General features: G+C 39.3%; 12 protein-coding genes. 1 reads left to right on the plus strand and 11 read right to left on the minus strand.

The window, feature by feature from the left end:
• Positions 1 to 203 precede the first annotated feature (203 nt).
• The 3 genes from BMX11_RS10090 to BMX11_RS10100 all read right to left on the minus strand — a co-directional run bounded on the left by BMX11_RS10090 (position 204) and on the right by BMX11_RS10100 (position 2265).
• Positions 204 to 1202, minus strand: a complete 999-nt coding sequence (locus BMX11_RS10090; RefSeq protein WP_090883904.1) for a FecR family protein — start codon at positions 1200 to 1202, stop codon at positions 204 to 206.
• An 86-nt stretch (positions 1203 to 1288) separates the two neighbouring features.
• Positions 1289 to 1867, minus strand: a complete 579-nt coding sequence (locus BMX11_RS10095) for an RNA polymerase sigma factor (protein WP_090883905.1) — start codon at positions 1865 to 1867, stop codon at positions 1289 to 1291.
• 125 nt (positions 1868 to 1992) lie between these two features.
• The gene (locus BMX11_RS10100) at positions 1993 to 2265 is read right to left on the minus strand and encodes a helix-turn-helix domain-containing protein (protein ID WP_090883906.1); all 273 of its coding nucleotides are present in this window, start codon (positions 2263 to 2265) and stop codon (positions 1993 to 1995) included.
• A 682-nt stretch (positions 2266 to 2947) separates the two neighbouring features.
• On the opposite strand from BMX11_RS10100, the gene BMX11_RS10105 reads away from it, so the two are divergent.
• Positions 2948 to 3646, plus strand: coding sequence for a hypothetical protein (locus BMX11_RS10105; RefSeq protein WP_090883907.1), 699 nt, complete (start codon positions 2948 to 2950; stop codon positions 3644 to 3646).
• Between the two features lie 352 nt (positions 3647 to 3998).
• Here BMX11_RS10105 and BMX11_RS10110 read toward each other — a convergent pair whose 3' ends face one another.
• The 8 genes from BMX11_RS10110 to BMX11_RS10145 form a co-directional block, all read right to left on the minus strand.
• Positions 3999 to 6476, minus strand: coding sequence for a glycoside hydrolase family 95 protein (locus BMX11_RS10110; protein WP_090883908.1), 2478 nt, complete (start codon positions 6474 to 6476; stop codon positions 3999 to 4001).
• A gap of 117 nt (positions 6477 to 6593) precedes the next feature.
• The gene (locus BMX11_RS10115; RefSeq protein WP_090883909.1) at positions 6594 to 8273 is read right to left on the minus strand and encodes a DUF4957 domain-containing protein; all 1680 of its coding nucleotides are present in this window, start codon (positions 8271 to 8273) and stop codon (positions 6594 to 6596) included.
• A gap of 31 nt (positions 8274 to 8304) precedes the next feature.
• Entirely contained in the window at positions 8305 to 10170 is a 1866-nt protein-coding gene (locus tag BMX11_RS10120) for a RagB/SusD family nutrient uptake outer membrane protein (RefSeq protein WP_090883910.1), read from the minus strand.
• Between the two features lie 11 nt (positions 10171 to 10181).
• On the minus strand, positions 10182 to 13448 hold the full coding sequence (locus tag BMX11_RS10125; RefSeq protein ID WP_090883911.1) for a SusC/RagA family TonB-linked outer membrane protein: 3267 nt from the start codon (positions 13446 to 13448) through the stop codon (positions 10182 to 10184).
• Positions 13449 to 13986: 538 nt separating this feature from the next.
• Positions 13987 to 18315, minus strand: coding sequence for a hybrid sensor histidine kinase/response regulator transcription factor (locus BMX11_RS10130; protein WP_139180160.1), 4329 nt, complete (start codon positions 18313 to 18315; stop codon positions 13987 to 13989).
• A 158-nt stretch (positions 18316 to 18473) separates the two neighbouring features.
• Positions 18474 to 18881: a thrombospondin type 3 repeat-containing protein gene (locus BMX11_RS10135; protein ID WP_090883913.1), complete on the minus strand. Its 408-nt coding sequence runs from the start codon at positions 18879 to 18881 to the stop codon at positions 18474 to 18476.
• A 15-nt stretch (positions 18882 to 18896) separates the two neighbouring features.
• The gene (locus BMX11_RS10140) at positions 18897 to 19940 is read right to left on the minus strand and encodes a pectate lyase family protein (protein WP_139180161.1); all 1044 of its coding nucleotides are present in this window, start codon (positions 19938 to 19940) and stop codon (positions 18897 to 18899) included.
• On the minus strand, positions 19937 to 21580 hold the full coding sequence (locus BMX11_RS10145) for a glycoside hydrolase family 28 protein (RefSeq protein ID WP_090883915.1): 1644 nt from the start codon (positions 21578 to 21580) through the stop codon (positions 19937 to 19939). The genes BMX11_RS10140 and BMX11_RS10145 overlap by 4 nt, the downstream gene beginning before the upstream one ends.
• Positions 21581 to 21606 lie beyond the last annotated feature (26 nt).

Genomic DNA, 21606 nt, shown 5'->3' on the forward strand with positions numbered 1-21606 from the left:
AGGTTGGTAATAAGTCAATAGGGATTGACTTGCAAAAGGTGTATATTTATAATACATTGCAAAGGTTTTAGGTTGTCGATTGATATGATTTAAAACTGTTGTAAGCCCCGGTGGCACCCGGGGTTTACTTTTATCAGATCTTGCTTTAAGTTGGCGATATATTTTTCTTCATCTACTTTTTTGGTTGGTTTTATAGTCTATATTTAATTTTCGCAGCCAGGCCCATCTATTGATAACTGATTTCCTTGCAAACTGATCGTGGCACCTGTTATATTTGAAAGGACTTCCATCACTTGGTTAATATCATTGCGATTGAGAAAAGCTGCAGTGAAACGGCATCTTTTAACCCGCTCATTTTTAAATAATACCTTGACCTTAAAACGGTTTGCTATCATATCTGCAGCCTGATCCAGTGTTATATCATCCATAATCAAGTCTTCTGCCTTCCATTCGCTTACCTTTTCAGCATTAACCTGTAATTTTTCAGTTTTTTGTTTAATCATATTCCAGCTTAACTGTTGATTGGGTGTAAGTACAGCCAAGGTTTTATTATCATGTTGCACCATTACCTTTCCCCGGCTAACCGTAACGGTAATGAATTTATCTCCCTCATAAGCAGAAATATTAAATGCCGTACCCAGTACTGTAGTGGTAATGGCACCGGTATGAATTACAAAAGGATGTACCTTATCATGCGCTACGTCAAAAAAAGCTTCTCCAATTAAGGTTACTTCTCTAATATTCTTTCCTCTAAAAGTACCTGGATATTCGATGCGACTATCGTGGTTTAACTGTACTGATGTTCCGTCAGGCAACTTAAGCCACTGACGTCCACTTGGTTTTATTGCAGAAGATGTAGCTTCTTTTGATTTTGGCGATTGGTTTATATCCACAGGCCTTAACATTTGATAACTGATAAATGAAATCAATAGTAATGCCGCAGCGTAACCAGCCCATTTAAAAAGACCTATTTTCGATCTTGATGAAATACGGGATGCTATTCTGTTGTAAAGTTGTACCTCATTAAGCAATTCAATTTCTTGCGGTTTTTTTTCAAATTCGGACGAATAGTCTGCTAATGCTGATTCCCATTCCTGCTCATATTTATCTGAGCCCAATAATTCCAGCACCCTGTCTATCTCCTGCTGGGAAGCACAGTTTTGCAAATACTTTAAAAAAAGCTGCTTGATTGAATGTTCCAATTTGTTTGTATTTAATAGTATAACACATAACACGTATGGTACATTTACCCTAAATGAAAATAAATTTTGTAAAAGGAGGTTTTTCTTTACTTTATCGTCAGCAATAAAAGTAAAGCACCATTTTTTAACAGATATGTTTTAATGGTTCTAATCGCCTTAACCATCTGACTATTAATGGTACTATCAGAAACACCAAGCTCTTCAGCTGCTTTTTTGTAAGAATAGCCTTCACCGTGGCACAGTTCATAAATCCGCTTGCGTTGGCTTGGTAAGGTAGAAATGGCATGTTCTAGAATTCCTTGCGTTTGCCTACGTTGGGTAAAAGCCAGCCCATCTTCACTTGTATCATAAACATGAAGAGCGATTTCATCAACAATCCATTGTTGCTTACTGGCTTTACGTATGACATTTAAGGAAAGATTTCTGGCAATGGTGAAAAGATATGAGGATAGAGATGAATTAGCATCCAGCCGGGCTGCATTTTCCCATAGTTTTATAAAGACCTCCTGAACGACATCTTCAGTTATTGTTGGTGATTTAAGAATGTTTAAAGTGAATGCGTATATTTTTTTTACATGCAATTTATAGATCACTGAAAAAGCCTGTGCACTGCCCTGTTTTAGTGCAACCAGCAATTCCTCTTCATTTGTTTCAACCACACGCATATTCTACAAAACTAGTAGATAAAATTGTTATTCAAAGTCTTCGTTTAAAAAGACAAAATATAAGAAATTATTGAAAAGCTAGTTCCTTCCAGTTGAACGATTCTATTGCTCGTGTTAATAGTGCTTTACATACTAGCCTCAACCTCTGAATTACCTTTTGTTAATAGTTCGGAATCAACATAACCAACCAACTCGTAAGCTTCTGCTTCAAACACTTCTAAAAGCATTAAAAGTTGTCCAACAGTCAACTGAGAATATCCGAGTTCCAATTTACTATACCCATGCTGGCTTATTCCTAATTTTTGGGCGACAAATTTCTGACTTAGACCAAGCGAAAGCCTCTTCATCCTCATCCTAGTAATCACCTCAGTCTGTTCTTGTTTCTTTGATATTCCCATAATCTCTTTTGAATATTTGAAGTTTTAAATCTTTTATTTAATTAACCCTACTGCTGTAAAGAACAAGGTCAATATCATAAATTAAAAATTGCAAAAAATTTATTCTACTCCCTCTCGATAAATCGCACAATCGGTATTATTTTACCTTGACACCTTGAAGAACTGATTAGAAGATTGAATTTATAAAACAATCTTCCATGATAGAAAACATTCAAATATAGAAGGATAAAATGAATCCCGCTACAATAGGTAAAAATTCGTGAAATGCAGCCCCAAATACCTGACCTCTAAAACAATGGAGCCAAACTTGCAAAATTGAGAAGCTATGCTATAGCAAGGATGAAATGAGATTTCAACTGGCAAATTACCCTTGCTGCCTGTTGATATTAGCGTTTGGCCGATTTCACTTGCTGCCCTTATCTATTATAGGCTTATACTTATTACATAAAAATTATGTTAAAAAGTTCAGAAATGTATAAAACTCGTGGTATTGTTCTCAATTTATCAACTTGTATGATAATTTGCACTATGTTAACCGGGTATGCCTTATCCTTGCACAATAGAAAAGCGCCCAGAGTTCTCCAAAATGATTATTGTGCTATTGCACTAGACATCAGCATCACTCCTTCTATCCAACCGATCGACTCCTTTGAAAGAGAAAATCAAAAAATATTGAAAGGTCTTGGACACAATAATTTATCCCTTTCTAAAACACTGGTGTGAAAATAAAATTAAGCAACTGGAGATAAAGGAGAGCATCACTAAAAAAATCCTTTTGGCTCAGAATCTTTTAAATGCTACAGCAGAGGAACTGGATTGTGAGGTCTACAGAGCTGCAAGAATACATGATTACCTATCCTCACTAGGGAGCAAAAGAAATAATTCACTCACCATAGCTGCTATATTTTCAGGTACAACAACAGGCATTGCCCCTTTAATCATTAGCAACCAAAAATCACAAAACACTGTGGTCATTGCTGGATCAGCCTTATCTGCGGCTTTGGGAATCGCCTTACTTACCAATAACAGGAAAAAGGTTAGTTTTTATCATCAAAGAAACCTGCTAGCTGATCTCTGGAATAACTCTAAAAATGCCAACTATTTCCCAACATTGGTGTGGAGCATCTTAACGATGGAAAGCTCAGAAGAAAATCCACCGACTCAAGCAGTTTCAACTTTACTTAGAAAACGGTGGACATTATTAGAACTTTCGGAAACAGCTGATAAAGAAACCAAGCTACTCTTTGGAAAAGGTGGATATTACACACAAGATCTTCTATCACTTAGGATGAGCCTATTGCAGCAGTTGAGTTCTGAAATACGGCTTCAGAATATTAAACTCATCCAGTTGTCAAACGCAATTGGTGATCTTTCAAAGTAAGGATGCAATAATTAATTTCATACGTTAGTCTAGTATAACATGAATAATAGTTTTAATCAAGTTCCAATATCATTTGGAAGGTTCCGGGCCAACCTCAATATCTTACCTGAAGAAAAGCCTGGGACAAGCTTTTAGACTATTTTTAAGTATTTGCGATGGATTGATTTAAGCGTAGGCTGACCAAGACTAGAGCTGCAGTTTATCCTGCAATTTGGGAGTATATTGATTCAATATGCCTGCCAAATATTTTCAACAAATGATATTTGATTCTTTAACTTACACATAGACTGTCATGCTGTTAAGTAACAGCATGACAATCAGGCATTTCTTTTTGGAATTTAAGTGCATTATTTTACTTCCAAAATTCATAAACAGCTCCAGCCGTAGTATTAAAATCGAACAAAAGGCTCTCTTTAACCCTGGCCTTTTCTATCACAGCTTTTTCAGATATTACAGGTTCCTTGATCTTTGCAATAGCATAAAATGGATTGGGATTTTCCCCGGACGCAGCATTTAATTTAACATTTGAAAAGGATTTCAGGCCATCGCTCAACCGGATCCGGCAGTTTCCACCCAATTTAGAAATGATTTTAAGTCTAGTTACTTTTCCATCATTCCAATCCATATCAATAATAAATCCCCCCCGAGCCACTAGGCCCTTAATACTACCCTGTTTCCATTGATCTGGCAATGCAGGAAGCAGATGTACTGCCCCATCATGCGACTGAAGAAGCATTTCGGCAATGCCTGAGGTACACCCAAAGTTTCCGTCGATCTGAAACGGCGGATGGGCATCAAACAAGTTAGGATAGGTTCCACCATTTTGTCCGCTTGTTTCTTCTGGTGCCGGATTTAACTGATCCTGAATTAGTTTATAAGCCCTATTGCCATCTAGTAAACGCGCCCAGAGATTTACTTTCCAGCCCATCGACCACCCGGTAGATTTATCCCCACGGATAATCAAAGTCTTTTTAGCGGCTTCAAACAGTTCAGGTTTATGAAACGGAGAAATCTGGGCACTTGGAAACAGCCCATATAAATGGGATACATGGCGGTGATGGTCATCCTTTCTATCCAGATCTCTTAGCCATTCCTGCAGCTGCCCGTACTGGCCCACTTGCATGGGTGGTAGGCGCTTAATCAAATTTTTAATGGTATCTGCAAAGCGTTTATCCAGATTAAGTGCTTTTGAACTGGAAATTATATTTGAAAAGACATCAAATACCAATTGATTATCCATCGTTGTACCTGCACTCACACCGACACCGCTTTGATAAGTGTTCTCGGGAGACATGGAAGGTGCTACCACCAACCATTTATGGCTGGGTTCTTCCTGCAGCACATCTACATAATACAGTGCAGCCCCCTTTAAAACAGGATACATCTCCTTCAAAAAAGCCCTATCTCCGGTATATAAATAATGTTGCCAAAGATGCTGCGAAAGCCATGCTCCGCCCATTGGCCACATGCCATAAAATCCCCCATCAACTGGCCCCGTTATTCGCCATAAATCTGTATTGTGATGAAGATTCCACCCACGTGCATGGTACATTTGTTGAGCACTTTCCCTCCCAGTTTGAGAAAGATCTTTCAACATGGAGAAAAGAGGCTGGTGCATTTCAGGAAGCGCAGTAACTTCTGCAGGCCAATAGTTCATTTCCGTATTGATATTTACTGTATACTTACTGTCCCATGGTGGGCTTAATTTATCGTTCCATTTGCCCTGAAGATTGGCAGGCTGACTACCCGGAAATGAGCTAGATATTAGCAGATATCGTCCAAATTGAAAATACAAGGAGGTTAATGCAGGGTCATTACCTTTTGCAAATTCGGCTATCCGGACATCTGTAGGCTTATTTACCGATTCTGAGGTCCCTAAGTCAAGGGACACCCTATTAAAATATTTCTGATATTCCTTAATATGAGAAGCTTTCAATACCACGTAGCTTTTTTTCATCGCTTGTTGAAGGTGTTGAGTAGCTTTTTGAACTTCGTTACCTGAAATGTTTTTATAGTTAATAAAGTTTGTTCCAATTGACACAAAGATCGTCACTGCGTTTGCTTTAGAAACCTGCAATTTATCTCCAGTGGAAATAATTTGGCCCCCCTCTATCTTTGGCGTCACTTGAACCCTAAATCGCAATTTACCAACTTTATTATCTACGCTTGAAGAAACTGCAGACAGAGAGAGTTGATTCTTCTTAGCTTCAACAAGATATGATTTGAAAGGGCTATTCATCCCTAAATCAAAAGATATGCTCCCGGGTTTGTCGGCGGTTAAACGAATAAGAATTACTCTGTCGGTCATGGAAGCCAAATACTCTCTTTTATATTTAATTCCGTTCGCCACATAACTAACTGTCGAGATGGCCCTTCCGATGTCGAGGTCGCGCCGAAAACTATCAATATCTCCCTGACCGGAAAAATTAATTAGTAAATTTCCAGCAGTTTGATATTGCATACCATAATTACTTTCCTTGGGCGAAGATCGTGGAAAAACAGTATTGGACAAATCCTGGGCTTCTTTATATTTTCCTTGAAAAAGCAGTTTGCGAATGTTCTGTATGGGTTGATATACCTCAGGAAGAATATTGTTACCTGGTTCACCAGCCCAGATAGTCTCCTCATTTAGCTGAATCTGCTCAGCGATTGGGTTTCCATAAATCATAGCAGCCAAAGGACCATTTCCTATGGGAAGCGCTTCATTCCAGTTAGCTGCAGGCTTATCATACCATAAGGTGAGTTTACTATTTGGTGCTTGCTGTGCCGCTGCATAGGTAGCAAAGAAGAGTAGGAAGGTCAAGACTTTAGAAAAGTTAATTTTAAGCATCAGTTAAATTTAAAGTTAAAGCAAAGTTTACATTAAAAGCCTCCACACTAAACATCGTTTAATGTGGGGCTAGTTATATTTTCAATACATATTTCTTAGCAAATTCATAAGTTTAACCTAATAAGCCCACCGAGGATCGCCAACCGTGTTGGATGCGGTACTGGCTTTATGCAATGGACTATTTGGGGGCAAGGAAACCAAACTGAAATCTGTTGTTGATCCAGACCAGCCCAAGTCTATTTCATAATTTGAAGATTGTGCAAGGCCGGTTAAGGAAAGTTTTGTTCCTCCTGAGGCGGTATTGAGTTTAAAAAAGTTGCTGTTACTGAAATTCAGTACACTAGATGCTCCAGCTTTGAACGCAACATTATTAATCGTCTGTCCTTGCAATGGTGAGTTAGCTAAAATCGAATTTCTCAGATTGAAAGTAATTCTATTGGCTGCCTCCACGAGTAAATACTTATTCTGTGAGCCAATATTATTAAATGTACAATAATCTATTGTTACAATAGGTAACTCAACACCCGTCAGGGTCCAGCTTAAATTGATTAGTCCACAACCCAAATTATAAAAAGTAGATTTGGAAATGTTTAGATTTATGACTTGCAACCTTTCTAAACTAAGTACATAATAACTATCTATTCCTGTAGGATTTATATCATATATCTTCGAGTTTATTATGTTGAAGTTTTTAAGCACATGTGCATTGGGTGTTGAGCCACTTACAGAAGGGCCATAATTACCCAGCATTAAAGCACGGGTATAATTATGTATCCAACAATTTTCAACACGAATACTTTTAAACGCTGCAGCATTTCCATTAGCACCTGCACCCTTTAAATGCAGGAATGCTCCGCTGTTGGATGCACCACCATAATTCCCGTCGATATCCAGACCAATCAAATTTACTCCGGCACTATCACCAACCAGGCTAAGTTCTCGAAATCTGATTTTGGTGTTCGCGGGATTATTGGTAATCGAGCGCAAGGTAATCCCCTTTCCAGCGATACTTAAGAATGATGATATAGTATAGAGACCAGGATTCAACCCAATCACCTCTCCATCTGCTGCTGAAGTGATAGCAGACTCCAGATTATCACTTGGCGAAAGCGTTTTGGTATATACAGGAGTTTTTAAGGTCGAAAAGGAAGCTAAGCCCTTACTCTTCTTATCTGCAATTAACTGTACAGTATAGCGCGTATCCGGGATTAGTCCGTTGAGATTTTTTTCTCCTGCTTGTGCTTCAGCTGCAGTAATGTCAATAATTGTGGTAACACTGCCATTTATCAGTGCAATTTTATTAATCCCCGTAGTTGCTGCATTAACTTGCCAATGCAGTTTTACAGAGGTTTCGGTAATTTCAAAGTCACGTATAATTTTTAGGAACTGTTGCCCTGAAATTCTAAATGAACTTGTATTTACCCATCTAGATGCTGCTGCTGACTGGAAAGGTTCAACTCTTACTCTCGCAAAATAAGTCTTGTTGACTGTTAATACTGGATCAACCAACTTTACCGCAAGAGTATCGGTTGTTTGTGTGTATTCTATATTTTTAAAAAGTGTATCGGTGGCAAACTCAACTTTATAGGTATACTTCTTGCCGCTCGCCAAGGCCCCAAGGTTCCAGGAAACGATCGCGGAATCTTGTACAGTCCGGACCTTAAGGTTAGCTGGGATAAATGCCCTACTTGTTGATGGATCTTCTACGAAACCATCAATATTACGCTTACAAGCCCCTATAATTGCAATCAAAGAAAGCATATAGAGCAGAAGCATATTTTTAGTTATGATTCTCATCGTTTAATTTATTAAGTTGTTTGATATTAAATTACCATCCGAAATTCTGTACAATCCCCCCTCGGTTCTCAATAATAACTAGGTTAGGGTATGGCAAAAGCTCCTTTTTATTGGCTTCAAATTTGTTCATGTAACCAGAATTGGGATTATTTAAAAAATCGGAAGTAAGAGTTGCGCCGGAATAGCTTCCCAACTCCCTTCTCCACCAAACACTTCTATATGCGGCACCTGGGTTAACGGTATTTTTACTATAATATACCGCATCATTATTTCCTCCATATAAATCCAGAGCCGCATATTCATCTGAAATCCTGCCGTTTCTGAAAAGGGTCGGTTTGAAATAAATGAATTCCGATATATCGTTGTAGGGATTGTTAGCTGTTGGTGCATTCAATGCCATAAGTTTCATTTTTTCCCTGGCTTCCAAAATCTTAGTATTGAGCAGATTCCAACGAATCAAATCATATTTGCGGATTGATTCACCACCAAACTCCAATAATCGTTCCTTTACGATAGCATCAGAAAATCCAGCTTTATCGGTTGCTGTAATCGGAAGAGGATTACTTCCGTAGGCTCTCCTTTGCACTTGCTGAAGTGCAGCCAAAGGTGTTAATACTCCAGACAGATTACCCAATTCATTTGCAGCTTCTGCATACATCAGCAGGACATCAGCGTAACGGATAATTGGAAAATTTACTCCAAACTGCAAGCTTGGCGAATTCTTATCAAATTGTGTCCATGATTTTCGAAACTTTGCGCAAGTAAGATTAATCATGCTCACAGGACTCATAAATGCTCCATCCTTCACTTCAATAAATCCTAGCGTAACATCCCGTCTACTATCACCTTTAGCAAACTCATAGATATAACTTGGTACCGCTCTAGCTCCCCCACCGCCAGTCCCCCAAGGATCAGCACTGGATGCAAAAGAAAGCCCTAAGATGCGGGCAAGATCGCTGTCATTTATTGCTCCCCACATCGCGACTTCAAACATCAATTCACCTGCATCGTCAAAGCGGGTAGTACCAGAGTGAAGAGATTTAAATATGTTTTCATAAACCGGATTGAGCTGATGTTGATTGGCCTTAATTACCTCATTACATTCATCAAAAGCAATTTGGTAGTATTTCAGGTAATCGGCACTTCTCTGCATGGTTTTACTTTCCGTACGTAAAGAATACCCGCCCCTAAAAAGTGCAATTCTGGCCCGTAGCGCTTTTATTGCACCTTTAGTAAACCGATAACTCTTGTAAGCTGTCAATTCCGAGCGCCATCCCACTAGTGTAGATGCGAGTTTCAGATCCTCCAGGATGCGATCATAGGTGCTGTCCCGATTTACATGTGTCGAAAATTGACTTTCTAAATCCGCAGCAGGAACGAATGAGGCCGGCACATCACCCCAGTTTCGCAAAAGTTCAAAATAAAAAAGAGCCCGTAAAGTAAGTGCTTCGCCATAATATCTTTTTAATTTAATTTTCTCATCAGCACTGCCAGATGCATATAATCTAGAAGAAGGGATATACTTGCAAGCAATATTAGCTCGTTCAACCCCTTCATATAACTGAATGAAGGTATTGTAGATATTATTGTTTGCTGAGTTTCCACCATAGGTAGATACTGCATTTTGGCCTGATGCGTCATAATTTGCAGATCCCCTGATCCAGAAATCATCTGCCCCATGTGGAAAATAAACGGAAAGATTAGCGCCATAAACTCTTGATCCAGCAGCCTTGTTATAAACCCCAAGAATTACAGAATTGGTGTAATCTACACTCTCAAAAGTATCATCTATATTTAATCTGGATGGTGATTGATAGTCCAAATATTTCTTACAGGAAGAGAAAACAATGCTAACAATAGCTAGCGAAAGTACAATATGTTTTTTTATTGATTTCATAACTAAAACGATTAAAATGTAGCATTAAGACCAGCGAGCATATACCTATTTCTCGGATAGGCATTATAGTCAACACCAGGCGTTAGGGGGCTGAACCTTGTATTAGCCTGGGGGTCAAACCCACTGTATCTGGTAAATGTATAGAGGTTATTTACGGTAGCATAAATCCGGAGTTTGGACAATACCTTTGTTCGCTGGATGAGCTTTGAAGGCAAAGTATAACCCAAGGTCACATTGGTTATGCGTAAAAATGAGGCGTCTTCAATTGCTTCAGATACGGGCAGTCGGAAACCATATGTTGGTGCATAAGTAGTTGTATTGACATTGGCAGCTTGCAATGCATCCCAATTGAGAATTGGGGCACCTGTTGCATCAAAATACTGATATCTATTCTTAAACTTTTCCATGAAGTTATTCCCGTTCACCTGAAAATTGGAACTAAAATTAATTTTATTGGCATTATAGGTTTTGTTGCCATAAGAGAAATTAACGAAAACACTTAAGTCAAAACCTTTATAGGTAATTTGGTTATTCCAACCCCCGAAAAATTTAGGCTGATAACCGCCCAATACTGTTTTATCAGCATCAGTTATAATTCCATCACCATTGAGGTCCTTAAGTTTCATAACTCCTGGAAAAACTCCTTGGTTTAATGCCGCAGCGTCACTGGCAACGCCAGGTTTTAATCTCCAGGTTCTCCTTCCTGCAGCAAGTTCCGATTCGTAAAATGTGCGATCAAAATCATCAAGAGTGTAAAAGCCATCAGATACAAAACCGTAAAACTGGCCCACAGGCTTACCAACCTGTACCCAAAAATCAGTCCCCTGCACTCCCCATCCTGATGTTACAGCGTAACCGTAATCAGCTGAACCTGCCTGATTTAGCTTAAGTACGACATTTCTGTTGAATGAAATATTAAAGGAGGTGTTGTAGCTAAATTTTTTTGTAGAAATGGCCTGATAATTAAGTTGAAATTCCAGCCCCCTGTTCCTTGTTGAACCGATATTCTGTGTTTGCTGGCTGTATCCCATCTGTTGTGGAATATTGGTATTCAACAACAGATCATTTGTTGTATTGGAATAGAGGTCAACAGAGGCAGTTAATTTGGAGCCAAGTAAATCCAAATCAAGTCCAATATTTTTCGATACGGTTGTTTCCCATTTCAGGTTGCTGTTTTGGAGTGCCGTAGGATACAAACCGGCAGTTTGCGAATTGTCTGTTTCCGCGTAACCCCCCAGAGATGAGCTTGTAGCAAAAATTGTTGCAAATAGCCTATCACTGTTAACCCTATTATTACCTGCGGTCCCATAACTTGCCCTAATCTTAACACTGTTCAGCCAGTTTAATTTAAGGGCTTTAAAAAACGATTCATCAGACAGTCTCCAGGCCGCCTGCCCTGATGGAAATACCCCCCATCGATTGTCAGGTCCAAATTTAGAGGATCCATCACGCCTTATTGAGAAGTTAAGATTATATTTTGACTTATAGGAATACATTGCTCTCCCGAAGAAAGATAGCAGTCTTTCGCTCTGTACATTGTTGGTTGGTGAGGGCTGTATAAAGCCCTGGGGGGCATTGGCCTGTTGTATATTGCCGAAGGCCTGTTCCCAATTAACATTAGAAGGAAAATAATTAATTCTTTGTCCGTAACTGTTTACATTCAACAAATTGATCTCTTGCCCAAGAAGTACCTCCAGACGATGATCCTTGTTAAAGGTGGTGCGATAATTCAAGGTGTTACTATTATTGATGCCAATTGTCTTCGAATCGTTTAACTCTACAAAAGGCTGTTCCTTATAGTTCCCATATCTGGAAAAACTGGATGATTCATACTGTACCACCCCTCTAAATGAATTGTTTTCATTAGTGCCTACGCGGTAACCGACATTCGATCTGAAAGTGAATTTTGGAGAAATGTTAAGATTGATGTAACCGCTGGTAATTAGGTCTAAATTCTTATTTAAACGCTGATCCCTCGTTGCTGCTCCAACTGGAGTCGTCAGATCAATCTGATCTTCAAACAGCGCATCATCACTTCTCTGAGAGAGATTACTCACTCCTTCGTAAGGTTGAAATCTTGCAGAGTTTTGTAAACCACCGTTCGATCCGCTAATAGAGGTTCCGTTCCCAGTGACAAGTTGATCACTATATCTGGCATTTATCCCGACCTTGAAGGTTTTGGATAAGTCATTGTCGTACCGGAAAGTAGCAAATGTTCTAGTAAGGCCTGATGCCAGCATGATACCTTGTTCATCAGTTCTGTTCACACTAAAACTGTAGGTACTTCCCTGAGCACCACCACTAAGATTCAGATTCTGTGTATTGGAGAATGCCGCCCTTCCAAATACCCTTGATTGCCAGTTCACAACAGGAAAACTTTTATAAATATCAAAATCCTCAAAGTTACCATAACGTCTTTTAAAACCGTTTACTGTAGCGGTGTCAGTAACAACACTGCCACTGAAATGAATCATATTCATATCATATTGCGTACGCACGTAATCATACGGATTCATCATGTCAACATAATTGGTAATTTTTCGTATTCCTGCATAGGTATCGAACGAAATTACAGGCTTCCCGGGTCTGCCACTTTTTGTGGTTATGATCACTACACCATTTGCACCACGCGCGCCATAGATAGAAGTTGAAGCTAAATCCTTTAATACATCAATAGATACAATCTCTGAGGGTGATATGATGGAAAGTGCTCTTTCCAATGGTACACCATCTACAATATATAGTGGTGCGTTGTCTTGTGTCACAGATGTACCACCCCTTATTAGGATTTGAAAATCCGCTCCTGGGGCTCCTTCGTTCTGTGCGACAGATACCCCAGCTAATTTACCTGCAAGTGCTTCAGCCAAACTTGATACAGGAAAGTCTGCCACATCTTTCGCCTTGATTGAAGATACTGATCCAGCCAGCCTTTCGCGGGAAACTGTGCCATACCCTACATTGACAACTACTTCGCTCAAGGTGGAGGCATCTTCCTCCAACTGGATACTGATCTGTGTTTGGCTACCTAATTTGATCTCTTTGCTCTTATAGCCTACATACCTGACCAATAAAATTCTTTCTGCGGTGGTAGAAAGCTGCAACTGGAATTTACCGTTGGCATCTGTAGTGCTCCCATTGGAGGCACCTTTTTGCATCACTGAAGCACCAACCAGTGGTCTGTTTTTTTCGTCAACTACCTTTCCATTAATCCTTAATGTCTGCGCCAAGGCTGAAATACAGAGGATTAAATTCACCGTAATCAGTAAAAGTCTTCTCATAAAAGTTAAGTTAAACCTCTTGCTATCTTCGTGATAGATTCAAAAGGTTGGTTTTGATTTGGTTAGAATTTGGTATTATCATAGATAGTGAAATACAATCGATTGCATTAATGGATCGTACTATGAATCTGATTCTGTCTGGATTTTATTTAGCATATTGGATTGTTTGTTAAGGGTTTGTTCAAGACCTAACGCATTGGTACTATGGTCTGAATAATATTTGATAATTTCTAGCCCGCCGTATAATCTGGTAGAGGAGCTATCGCATAGTATAATATACTCTCAACGATACAGCTATGGCAAATGATGTGTCGGGCTTTTCATATATGGTTCAATTTGGTTATGGAGTTCAGGCTTAACATCAACTGGGATATTAGCCATGTAAAACTTTAACAAACTTGCCTTTTTGAGAAGAGAAACAAGGGCAAAATTTAAACGAATAAGGGTAATATTTCGACATTTTATGCCTTCATAGCATTGATTGGTAAATAACTAGCCTCCACAGAGATCAAATTCAGTTGATAGAAAAATACTATAACTACCCCTTTCTTCTGATTTTTTTTAAATACTCGGAAGGATTAAGGCCGTATACTGATTTGAAGCAAGCGCTGAAATATTTTGGCGTACTAAAGCCAACTGCATAGGCAACCACTGAAACATTGTCTTCCCCAGCATCCAATATGTCCTTACCTTTCCTAACACGTGTATCACGAACAAATTCCACCGGTGCAATCCCAGTTAAACTCTTAAATTTTCTATAAAAAGCCGAACGGCTCATTCTGGTAAGATCGGCAGCCTCTTCTACATTGAATGAAGAATCATCTAATTTGCTCTCTACTACCTCAATCACGCGCTGTAGAAATTCTCGGTCATATTGTGTCATAACCCTTGTCTCTTCTACAGCCAACTCCTCTTCTTGCTGAATATGTGAAAATACCTTTTGACGTTGCCTTAAGACCGTCTCCATTGCTGTTTCCAAAAGCTGAAAGTCAAAAGGTTTAGTAATATAATAATCTGCACCATACTTCAATCCCTCAATCTGGCTCTCCACTGAATACTTGGCGGTTAATAGGATTACAGGAATATGGCTGGTTTCAGGGTTATTTTTAATCTGCTCCAATAACTCAATACCATCCATTCCAGGCATCATAATATCTGACAAAACCAAGTCTGGCTGTAAATCATTCACTTTTTCCAAACCTTCTAGACCATCTTTTGCGGTTGCTATCTGGTAAGAATCATCGAACTTGACTGTTAAAAACTCCCTAAGTTCGTCATTATCTTCAACGAGTAAAATCCTGATTTTCTTTCCTTTATCCGCCTTTGAATTATTATCGGATTTCGGAATAGAGAAACGTTCAGGTGAAGGCTGAACGCTTGTTTTACGGACAGCAGTATTTTCTACTATGTCATCCAATTTGTAATTTCCCATTCCGAGAGCAAGCTCAATAATCAACTTAAGACCACCTGGCTTATTATTTTCAGCCCAGATTCGACCTCGATGCAATGAAATCAGTTCTTTCGCAAGGGCTAATCCAATCCCTGTGCCCTTACTGTGGTTTTGACCAAGTTGCTTTCCTTCGTAATAGAGCCTAAAGATGTCTGAGAGCTCATGTTCTTGAACACCAGAACCTTCATCCGAGATGGTGATCCTAAATGTCTTTTCAGACGATTTATCTAAATCAATCCGAATAATGCCATTATCTGGTGAAAATTTAATAGCATTTGCCAAGGCATTGAATAGTACGATTTCTAATTTCTCCGGATCTATTAGTGCATTTAATTTCGGCAATACTGAATTTACCTCAATAGATAAATTACGCTGAATTAAACTGGCCTTGAAATAATCGATATGTTCTTTTAAAAACTGTACCAGCTCACAATTGTACAGGCGAAGCGTTCCCTCACCACTCTGCACCTTACGCAAATCAAGTACTTGATTGACCATTCGTAACATTCGCCTGGTATTTTTAATCACAACGCTCATATAGGCTTTGCCTCTATCAGATAAGGTTTCCTGCTTCAATATTTCCTCGCTAGGATTAATAATCAAGGTGAGTGGCGTTCTTAGTTCGTGCGAAATCTGGGTAAAGAAGGCGAGCTTCAAATCGGCCAGTTGCCTTTCTACAACGATTCCCTGTTTAAGTTTGAAAACAGTGATGGCAACCTTGCGTCCAAGAAATATCAGGATGGCAATCAATATAGCATATATGATGTAGGCCCACCAACTTTTCCAAGGTGGACTTCTCACAACAATACTGAGTGAATGATAGGGTATTTTATCGAACCTTTCATCATTCAATGACCTTACTTCGAAAAGATATTTCCCCGCGGGCAATTTGGTATAGGTGGCCCTGTTTTGCCCCTCAGTACTTCTCCACACATCGTCATACCCCACCAGTCTGTACTCATAATCAAGTCTTTCAGTTTGATGGTAATCCAATACAGTGAAGTCTATTCCCAGTACCGTTTGATCATGCTCGAGTATTATAGTTTTCGCTTCGTTGACATCTGATGTTAGGGGTGACCCCTCCACAGCCGGAGTAATTAACTTGCTATTGATCTGCAAACCTGTCAAGGCCATATTGGCGCTGACTTTTTTTGCACTTATCTTCTCTGGATTGAAAATCAAACAACCTGAAGCTGTTCCAAAAACAAAATCACCGTCTTCCGTGCGCGCACACGAAGATTCTGAATAGGTCACGTTCTCCAGACCATCACTATAGTTATAATTCTGAAATTTTTGTTTTTTAGGGATAAACTTGGAAATCCCATTTTGTGTGGCGATCCAAATATTTTTGTGATCATCTTCCAAACAACTGAGCAAAACGTCACTTGGAAGTCCATTTTTACTGGAATAGTTTTTAAAAGACAAAGATTTTTGATTTTGGCCCCTTGCAAGATTCAAGCCTCCGGTTGCAGTCAAAACCCACATTTTGCTATCTGTATCTCGGTAAATATATTGAACATCGTTCCCACCCAAACTGGTGATATCATTTGGTACTTTCTTATAAATAAGAAAGTTAAAGTTACCTTGTAGATTGGGATTAAATACCAATAACCCATTAGTGGTACCCAACCAAATCCATCCTGATTTATCCTCGGCAATACATCTGATTTTATTGAAACCGCTAGAGGGAAATCCCTTAAAGCTATTTTGAACCGTCCTGAAGTTTACTTTGCCATTTTGTTCAATGATTTCCACTAGTCCATTTCCAAAAGATGCAGCCCAGAGGCGTCCATAAGTATCTTCATATATACAATAGATGGAATTGCTGCCTGGGATGTCCTTGTTTAAAAGGAACTGTGAAAGGCTATACTGACCTTTATCGTTTGGCTTTGCCAGTAATATCCCTCCAGACTTCGTACCCATCCAGACATTGCTGTTACGGTCTTCTAAAATACAATATACTCCTCCAAGGTTTTGAAATTTACTGGTCAATAAACTTTGTATTTTTTTGCCATACTGATAAATATTGACCGAACCAGACTTAGTTCCGACCCATTGCCGGTTTTTACGATCAACCATTAAACCACGTACGTCATTCTCCAAATTCTCCAAAGTAAGTTGATCGGCAGCAGGACGCAAACCAAAATGCTGATCCTGGAACACTACCTTCTCAATGCCCTGTGTTCCTGAGCCAAACCAGAGCACGCCATCCGGATCAAAGAATAACCTTCTAATGTTTTTTTGCCTGTTTGGATTTCCTTTTGTTGCAAATGGTATTAGTGTTTTAGTATTTTTGTTGTAATATCTTAGATCACCAGCAGCGTTCGTCCAGATTACATTATCTCGATCCTCCACCAGAGAGTAGTTTTGGAGCCAGGGCTTAAAAACATAACTTCTCTTTGGAAAAGGAAACTGCAACTCACGCGTATCCGGAGAATACCTAATTCCTCCATGGTCTTTAGATTCAATCCACAACACCCCTGTTCGCTGTTCAAACAAAGCATATATTGATGATTCTATTTCAAATTGCTTTTGGACAGTTCCATCACTGGAAATAGAATACAATTGGCCCTTCTTTGTGCTAGCGTAGATTCGAGGATAGACCTTTGAAACCAACAAATAATTAATTCCACCTGATGGAATATTAAATGTTCTGGCATTTTTGAGATCCAGACCTATAGCGGTTAAAGATCCGTTTTCGCAAGCTAGCCAAAGCTGGTCTTTAGCCTCTGCCACACCCACTACTTTAGAATCCTGAAACTGCTTAACAGCATAAATTCTCCTATCCCTTCCTTTCACCTTATCGGCTCGAACTACGCCTGTAGGGATTCCAATCCAGGCATTATCCATTTTATCGAGATGAAAAAATGAACTATTCTCAGCGACCACAACCCTAAATTTATTTTTACCTGTTTCGCTCTCTACGGCTTTTGAATAATCGATCCATACTACCCCATTGTTCACCGTTCTTAACCAAATTTCATTTTTTCTTACAGCCAGAATTCGTTGGAAAGTGATCTTATCATCCAATCTACCTTTGAAGAATCTACTGATGGGAATAAATTGCTGTGTACGTTTCATAAAGCAGTACACCTTATTGTCATAAGTTCTAACCCACAAATAACGGTTCTCGAAATCCTCGACAATTTCATCGATTCTATTGTTTTTGAGGTCTGAGTGATCTCCAGGGTAGGATTTGAAGGTTAAAAAATTAGATCCGTCAAATCTATTGAGTCCAGCCCATGATCCAAACCACATGAATCCACTTTTATCACGCAAAATATAGGTAACGCGATTGTCAGATAGCCCATTGGCAGTAGAATAATGAGTTACATTAGCCGCAATCTGACTATAGGCAATATCACCTCCGGCTAGCACCATCAAAAACACGAGAAACTTAGCAATTCTCCTTTGCACTATATCTGGTTATTTAAGGGTTAAGGAATGAAGTATAATTTCTCTCCGTATTAATCGCAAGTATATCAAATTTAGTTTATATCCAGTTCCGGATTTTGCTTCAACAAATCCTTAATCTCTGGTAGAAAAAACACTTCTTGTTGAAAAAATTTCCTCATTTATTTCCAAAGATGGAAAACCAAACTGTTGCAATATACCTCTATGTTATCATATTCTTTTGATAATGTTCTTCCCTGCGAATCCGCCAACTTCGGATTTAACCCATGGGTTATTTCCCATTCATCGGGTATCCCGTCTGCATCGGTATCCAGCAATGCCGGCAGTGAAACCAGAGCACTCAGACCACCTACATCTGAAGGTTTGTCTATAATACCATTTCTACTATTTATATCACCACTTGATCCCTGAGCGCTAAAGGTTCCTTTCCGCGTATGCTCAATAGTGCGAATATCAATTGCATCCCGAACTAAAGAAGCCCCTGCTTTACTTAAAACCAATTGATAGGCTTGCTCTGCGGATTGTGTTATCACATTTCTTTCAATATCATGTTGACTGGTAAGTTTCATCTCTCTTTTCTCCAGTTATGATACCTCCCCATATCGGCTATTGAACTGATTGTATACGCCAAATGTCCAATTATCAGCTGTAGCCTGTTTTTCACCGGCGATCACATTTCCCGATATATAGAATTTACCCCATTGGTTGTAAATGGGCGAAGCTGAATTTTTCATGTATTTATCAATGGAGAATATGCGGTTTTTGATTTTTGTAGCAGGTCCAGGTTTATAATAATTATTAACAATATTTATACGCATCGCCTCACCACCATAAGCACTATTACTTCCCCAGTTGTAAAACACATTGTTTCGCATATCTACCAAATCTGTAAGGGCATACGCTGTCCCCTCCCTTTCACCGAATCTCGGATTTCTGCTATCGTGATTAGCCATTAAATTGTGGTGGAATGAAGCCATCCTACCACCCCATATACCACCGTAACCATGGGCACCTTTGCTATGTGCAGACTTTCTTAGACTCTCCGCAATTATGCACCATTGCAGTGTTAAATTATCATTATTGTAAAATGATAAACACTCATCGGTAGACCAGCTCATTGAACAGTGATCTACTATAATGTCCTTATGTTCAAAGCCACCAAGTGCATCTGCTTCAACTTGTTTTGCATCTCCCATACGAAATCTTAGAAACCGAATAATCACGTTATTTGCATTTACACTAACTGGATAATTTGTTATCGTAATTCCTTCACCAGGAGCTGTTTGTCCATTTATTGTGACGTTTGGATTGAGCAATTGAATGCCCTTTTCTAAAGCTATAATACCCGATACCTCGAAAACAATAATTCTAGATCCTGAGGATTCAATCGCAGCCCGAAAGCTTCCTGGCCCATGATCATTAAGATTGATAACCTTAATTATTTTTCCGTTTCGCCCACCGGTCACGTAACGGCCAAAGCCTTCTGCACCCGGAAAAGCCAACACTGGCATCACCACTTTTTGTGCCTGGACATCTATGGATGATAAGAGGATAAATAAAATATGATAACTGCAAATTCTCAAATAAACGATCAGCCTATTTTTACAAGGGTTTGAGAAATTCATCATTTCGTGAGTTTTATTGCCGTTTCGGAAGCTCCGTTTTTAAGTTCAATATTTTTCAGGGCTCCTTTTAAGTCGGTATTACTGATGCTGATTGACTCGTTGTTATCGCCATTAACTGATAAGAAAACAGGTAACCCAGCATTAAATTCCAAATCATTGAGCTGAATTTCCCTACCACCTGTAACAGAAACCAATGGGCTTTGATTTCTCGTCTCTAAACGAACATTCTCCAACCTGATTTTTGAAGCATCAGTAAGTTCTATTCCCCTATCAGTTACTAATGTTGAATTTCGGACGGTGATGTCCTGCACGTGCATTTCAGATAATCCTCGGATAAACATTCCAATTTTTGCACCATGACAAGTAATATTATCAAATACCATATTTCTGAAAACAGGTGTGCCTTCGTTAACCTGGGGTGAGGTATCTCGCTTACCATCAGTGGCAAATTTCACATAATAAAACATATCAAAGAATATTGCTTCTTGTTGAATATCTTTCATTCTGATATTCCTGGCATATATCCGCTCTACCACTCCTCCCCTACCTCTTGTTGATTTGAACCTTAATCCCTTGTCAGTTCCCATAAAAGTACAGTTTTGGATAAAGATGTCTTTTGCTCCCCCGCTCATCTCACTACCTATAACCACCCCGCCATGACCGCTGTAAACCAGATTGCCATTGATAATACCCTCTGCAGAAGGTACACCTCTTTTTCTTCCTTCTTCATCCTTGCCTGACTTGATGCAAATAGCATCATCCCCAACATCTAGTATGCTGTTCTCTACTATAAACCTTGTACATGATTCGATATCTATTCCATCCCCATTTTGCGCGTAGTGGGGATTTTTTATCGTCACTGCACTAACAGTGAGGTCTTCACATAAAAGTGGGTGTACGCACCAAGCAGGAGAATTTTGAAAAGTTATTCCAGAGAGCAAAACCTTTTTGCAATTTTTAAGTACCAGTAAGTTTGGTCGAAGGAAATCTTTCATTCCTTCAAAAGTTTTGAGGGGCTTGGTTGATTCAAGCAGCATGCTCTTTCCTTCCTTTTGGGCATCTTTGAATTGTTGGCTGGGATACCAGTTTCTTTTATCATCACTCAATACACCTCCTGAGGCAACCTTTTCATTCCATTGGGAAACAGTCAGCTGTGATTGACCAACCGCTCGCCAGGCGTCACCATTAGCATCAATAACCCCATTGCCGGTTATCGCTATGTTAACAAGATTTTTTCCGTTGATCGGCGATTCATTTCTCGCAGCCGGTTTTCCTTCATAATCGCCCTCCACTAACCGATAAAGACTTTTATTTTTTGAAAACATTAAGGTGGCTCCCCTAACGAGATGAAGCTCGACATTGCTTTTTAAGTGTATAGGGCCTGTCAACCAGATGCCCTCAGGCACCAGTACCGTCCCTCCACCAGATCTACTGCATCTGCTGATGGTGTTGTTTATCACTTCAGTATTTAAAAATATTCCATCACCCTTGGCTCCCTGTTTTTCAATGGATAAAGTATCTCGTTTAAAAACCGGCTTAGCAATTTGGGGTAAATTCTCCCAAGAGAAATTGGATTTCTTTGTTTGTGCAAGTAATCCACTGCATACAGTTAACAGCAGCAGGGTCAGCAATTTTGCTTTCATATAATTAAGATTCATGTGTAGATATA

The organism is Pedobacter rhizosphaerae, from assembly GCF_900111155.1.
GTDB lineage: Bacteria > Bacteroidota > Bacteroidia > Sphingobacteriales > Sphingobacteriaceae > Pedobacter > Pedobacter rhizosphaerae.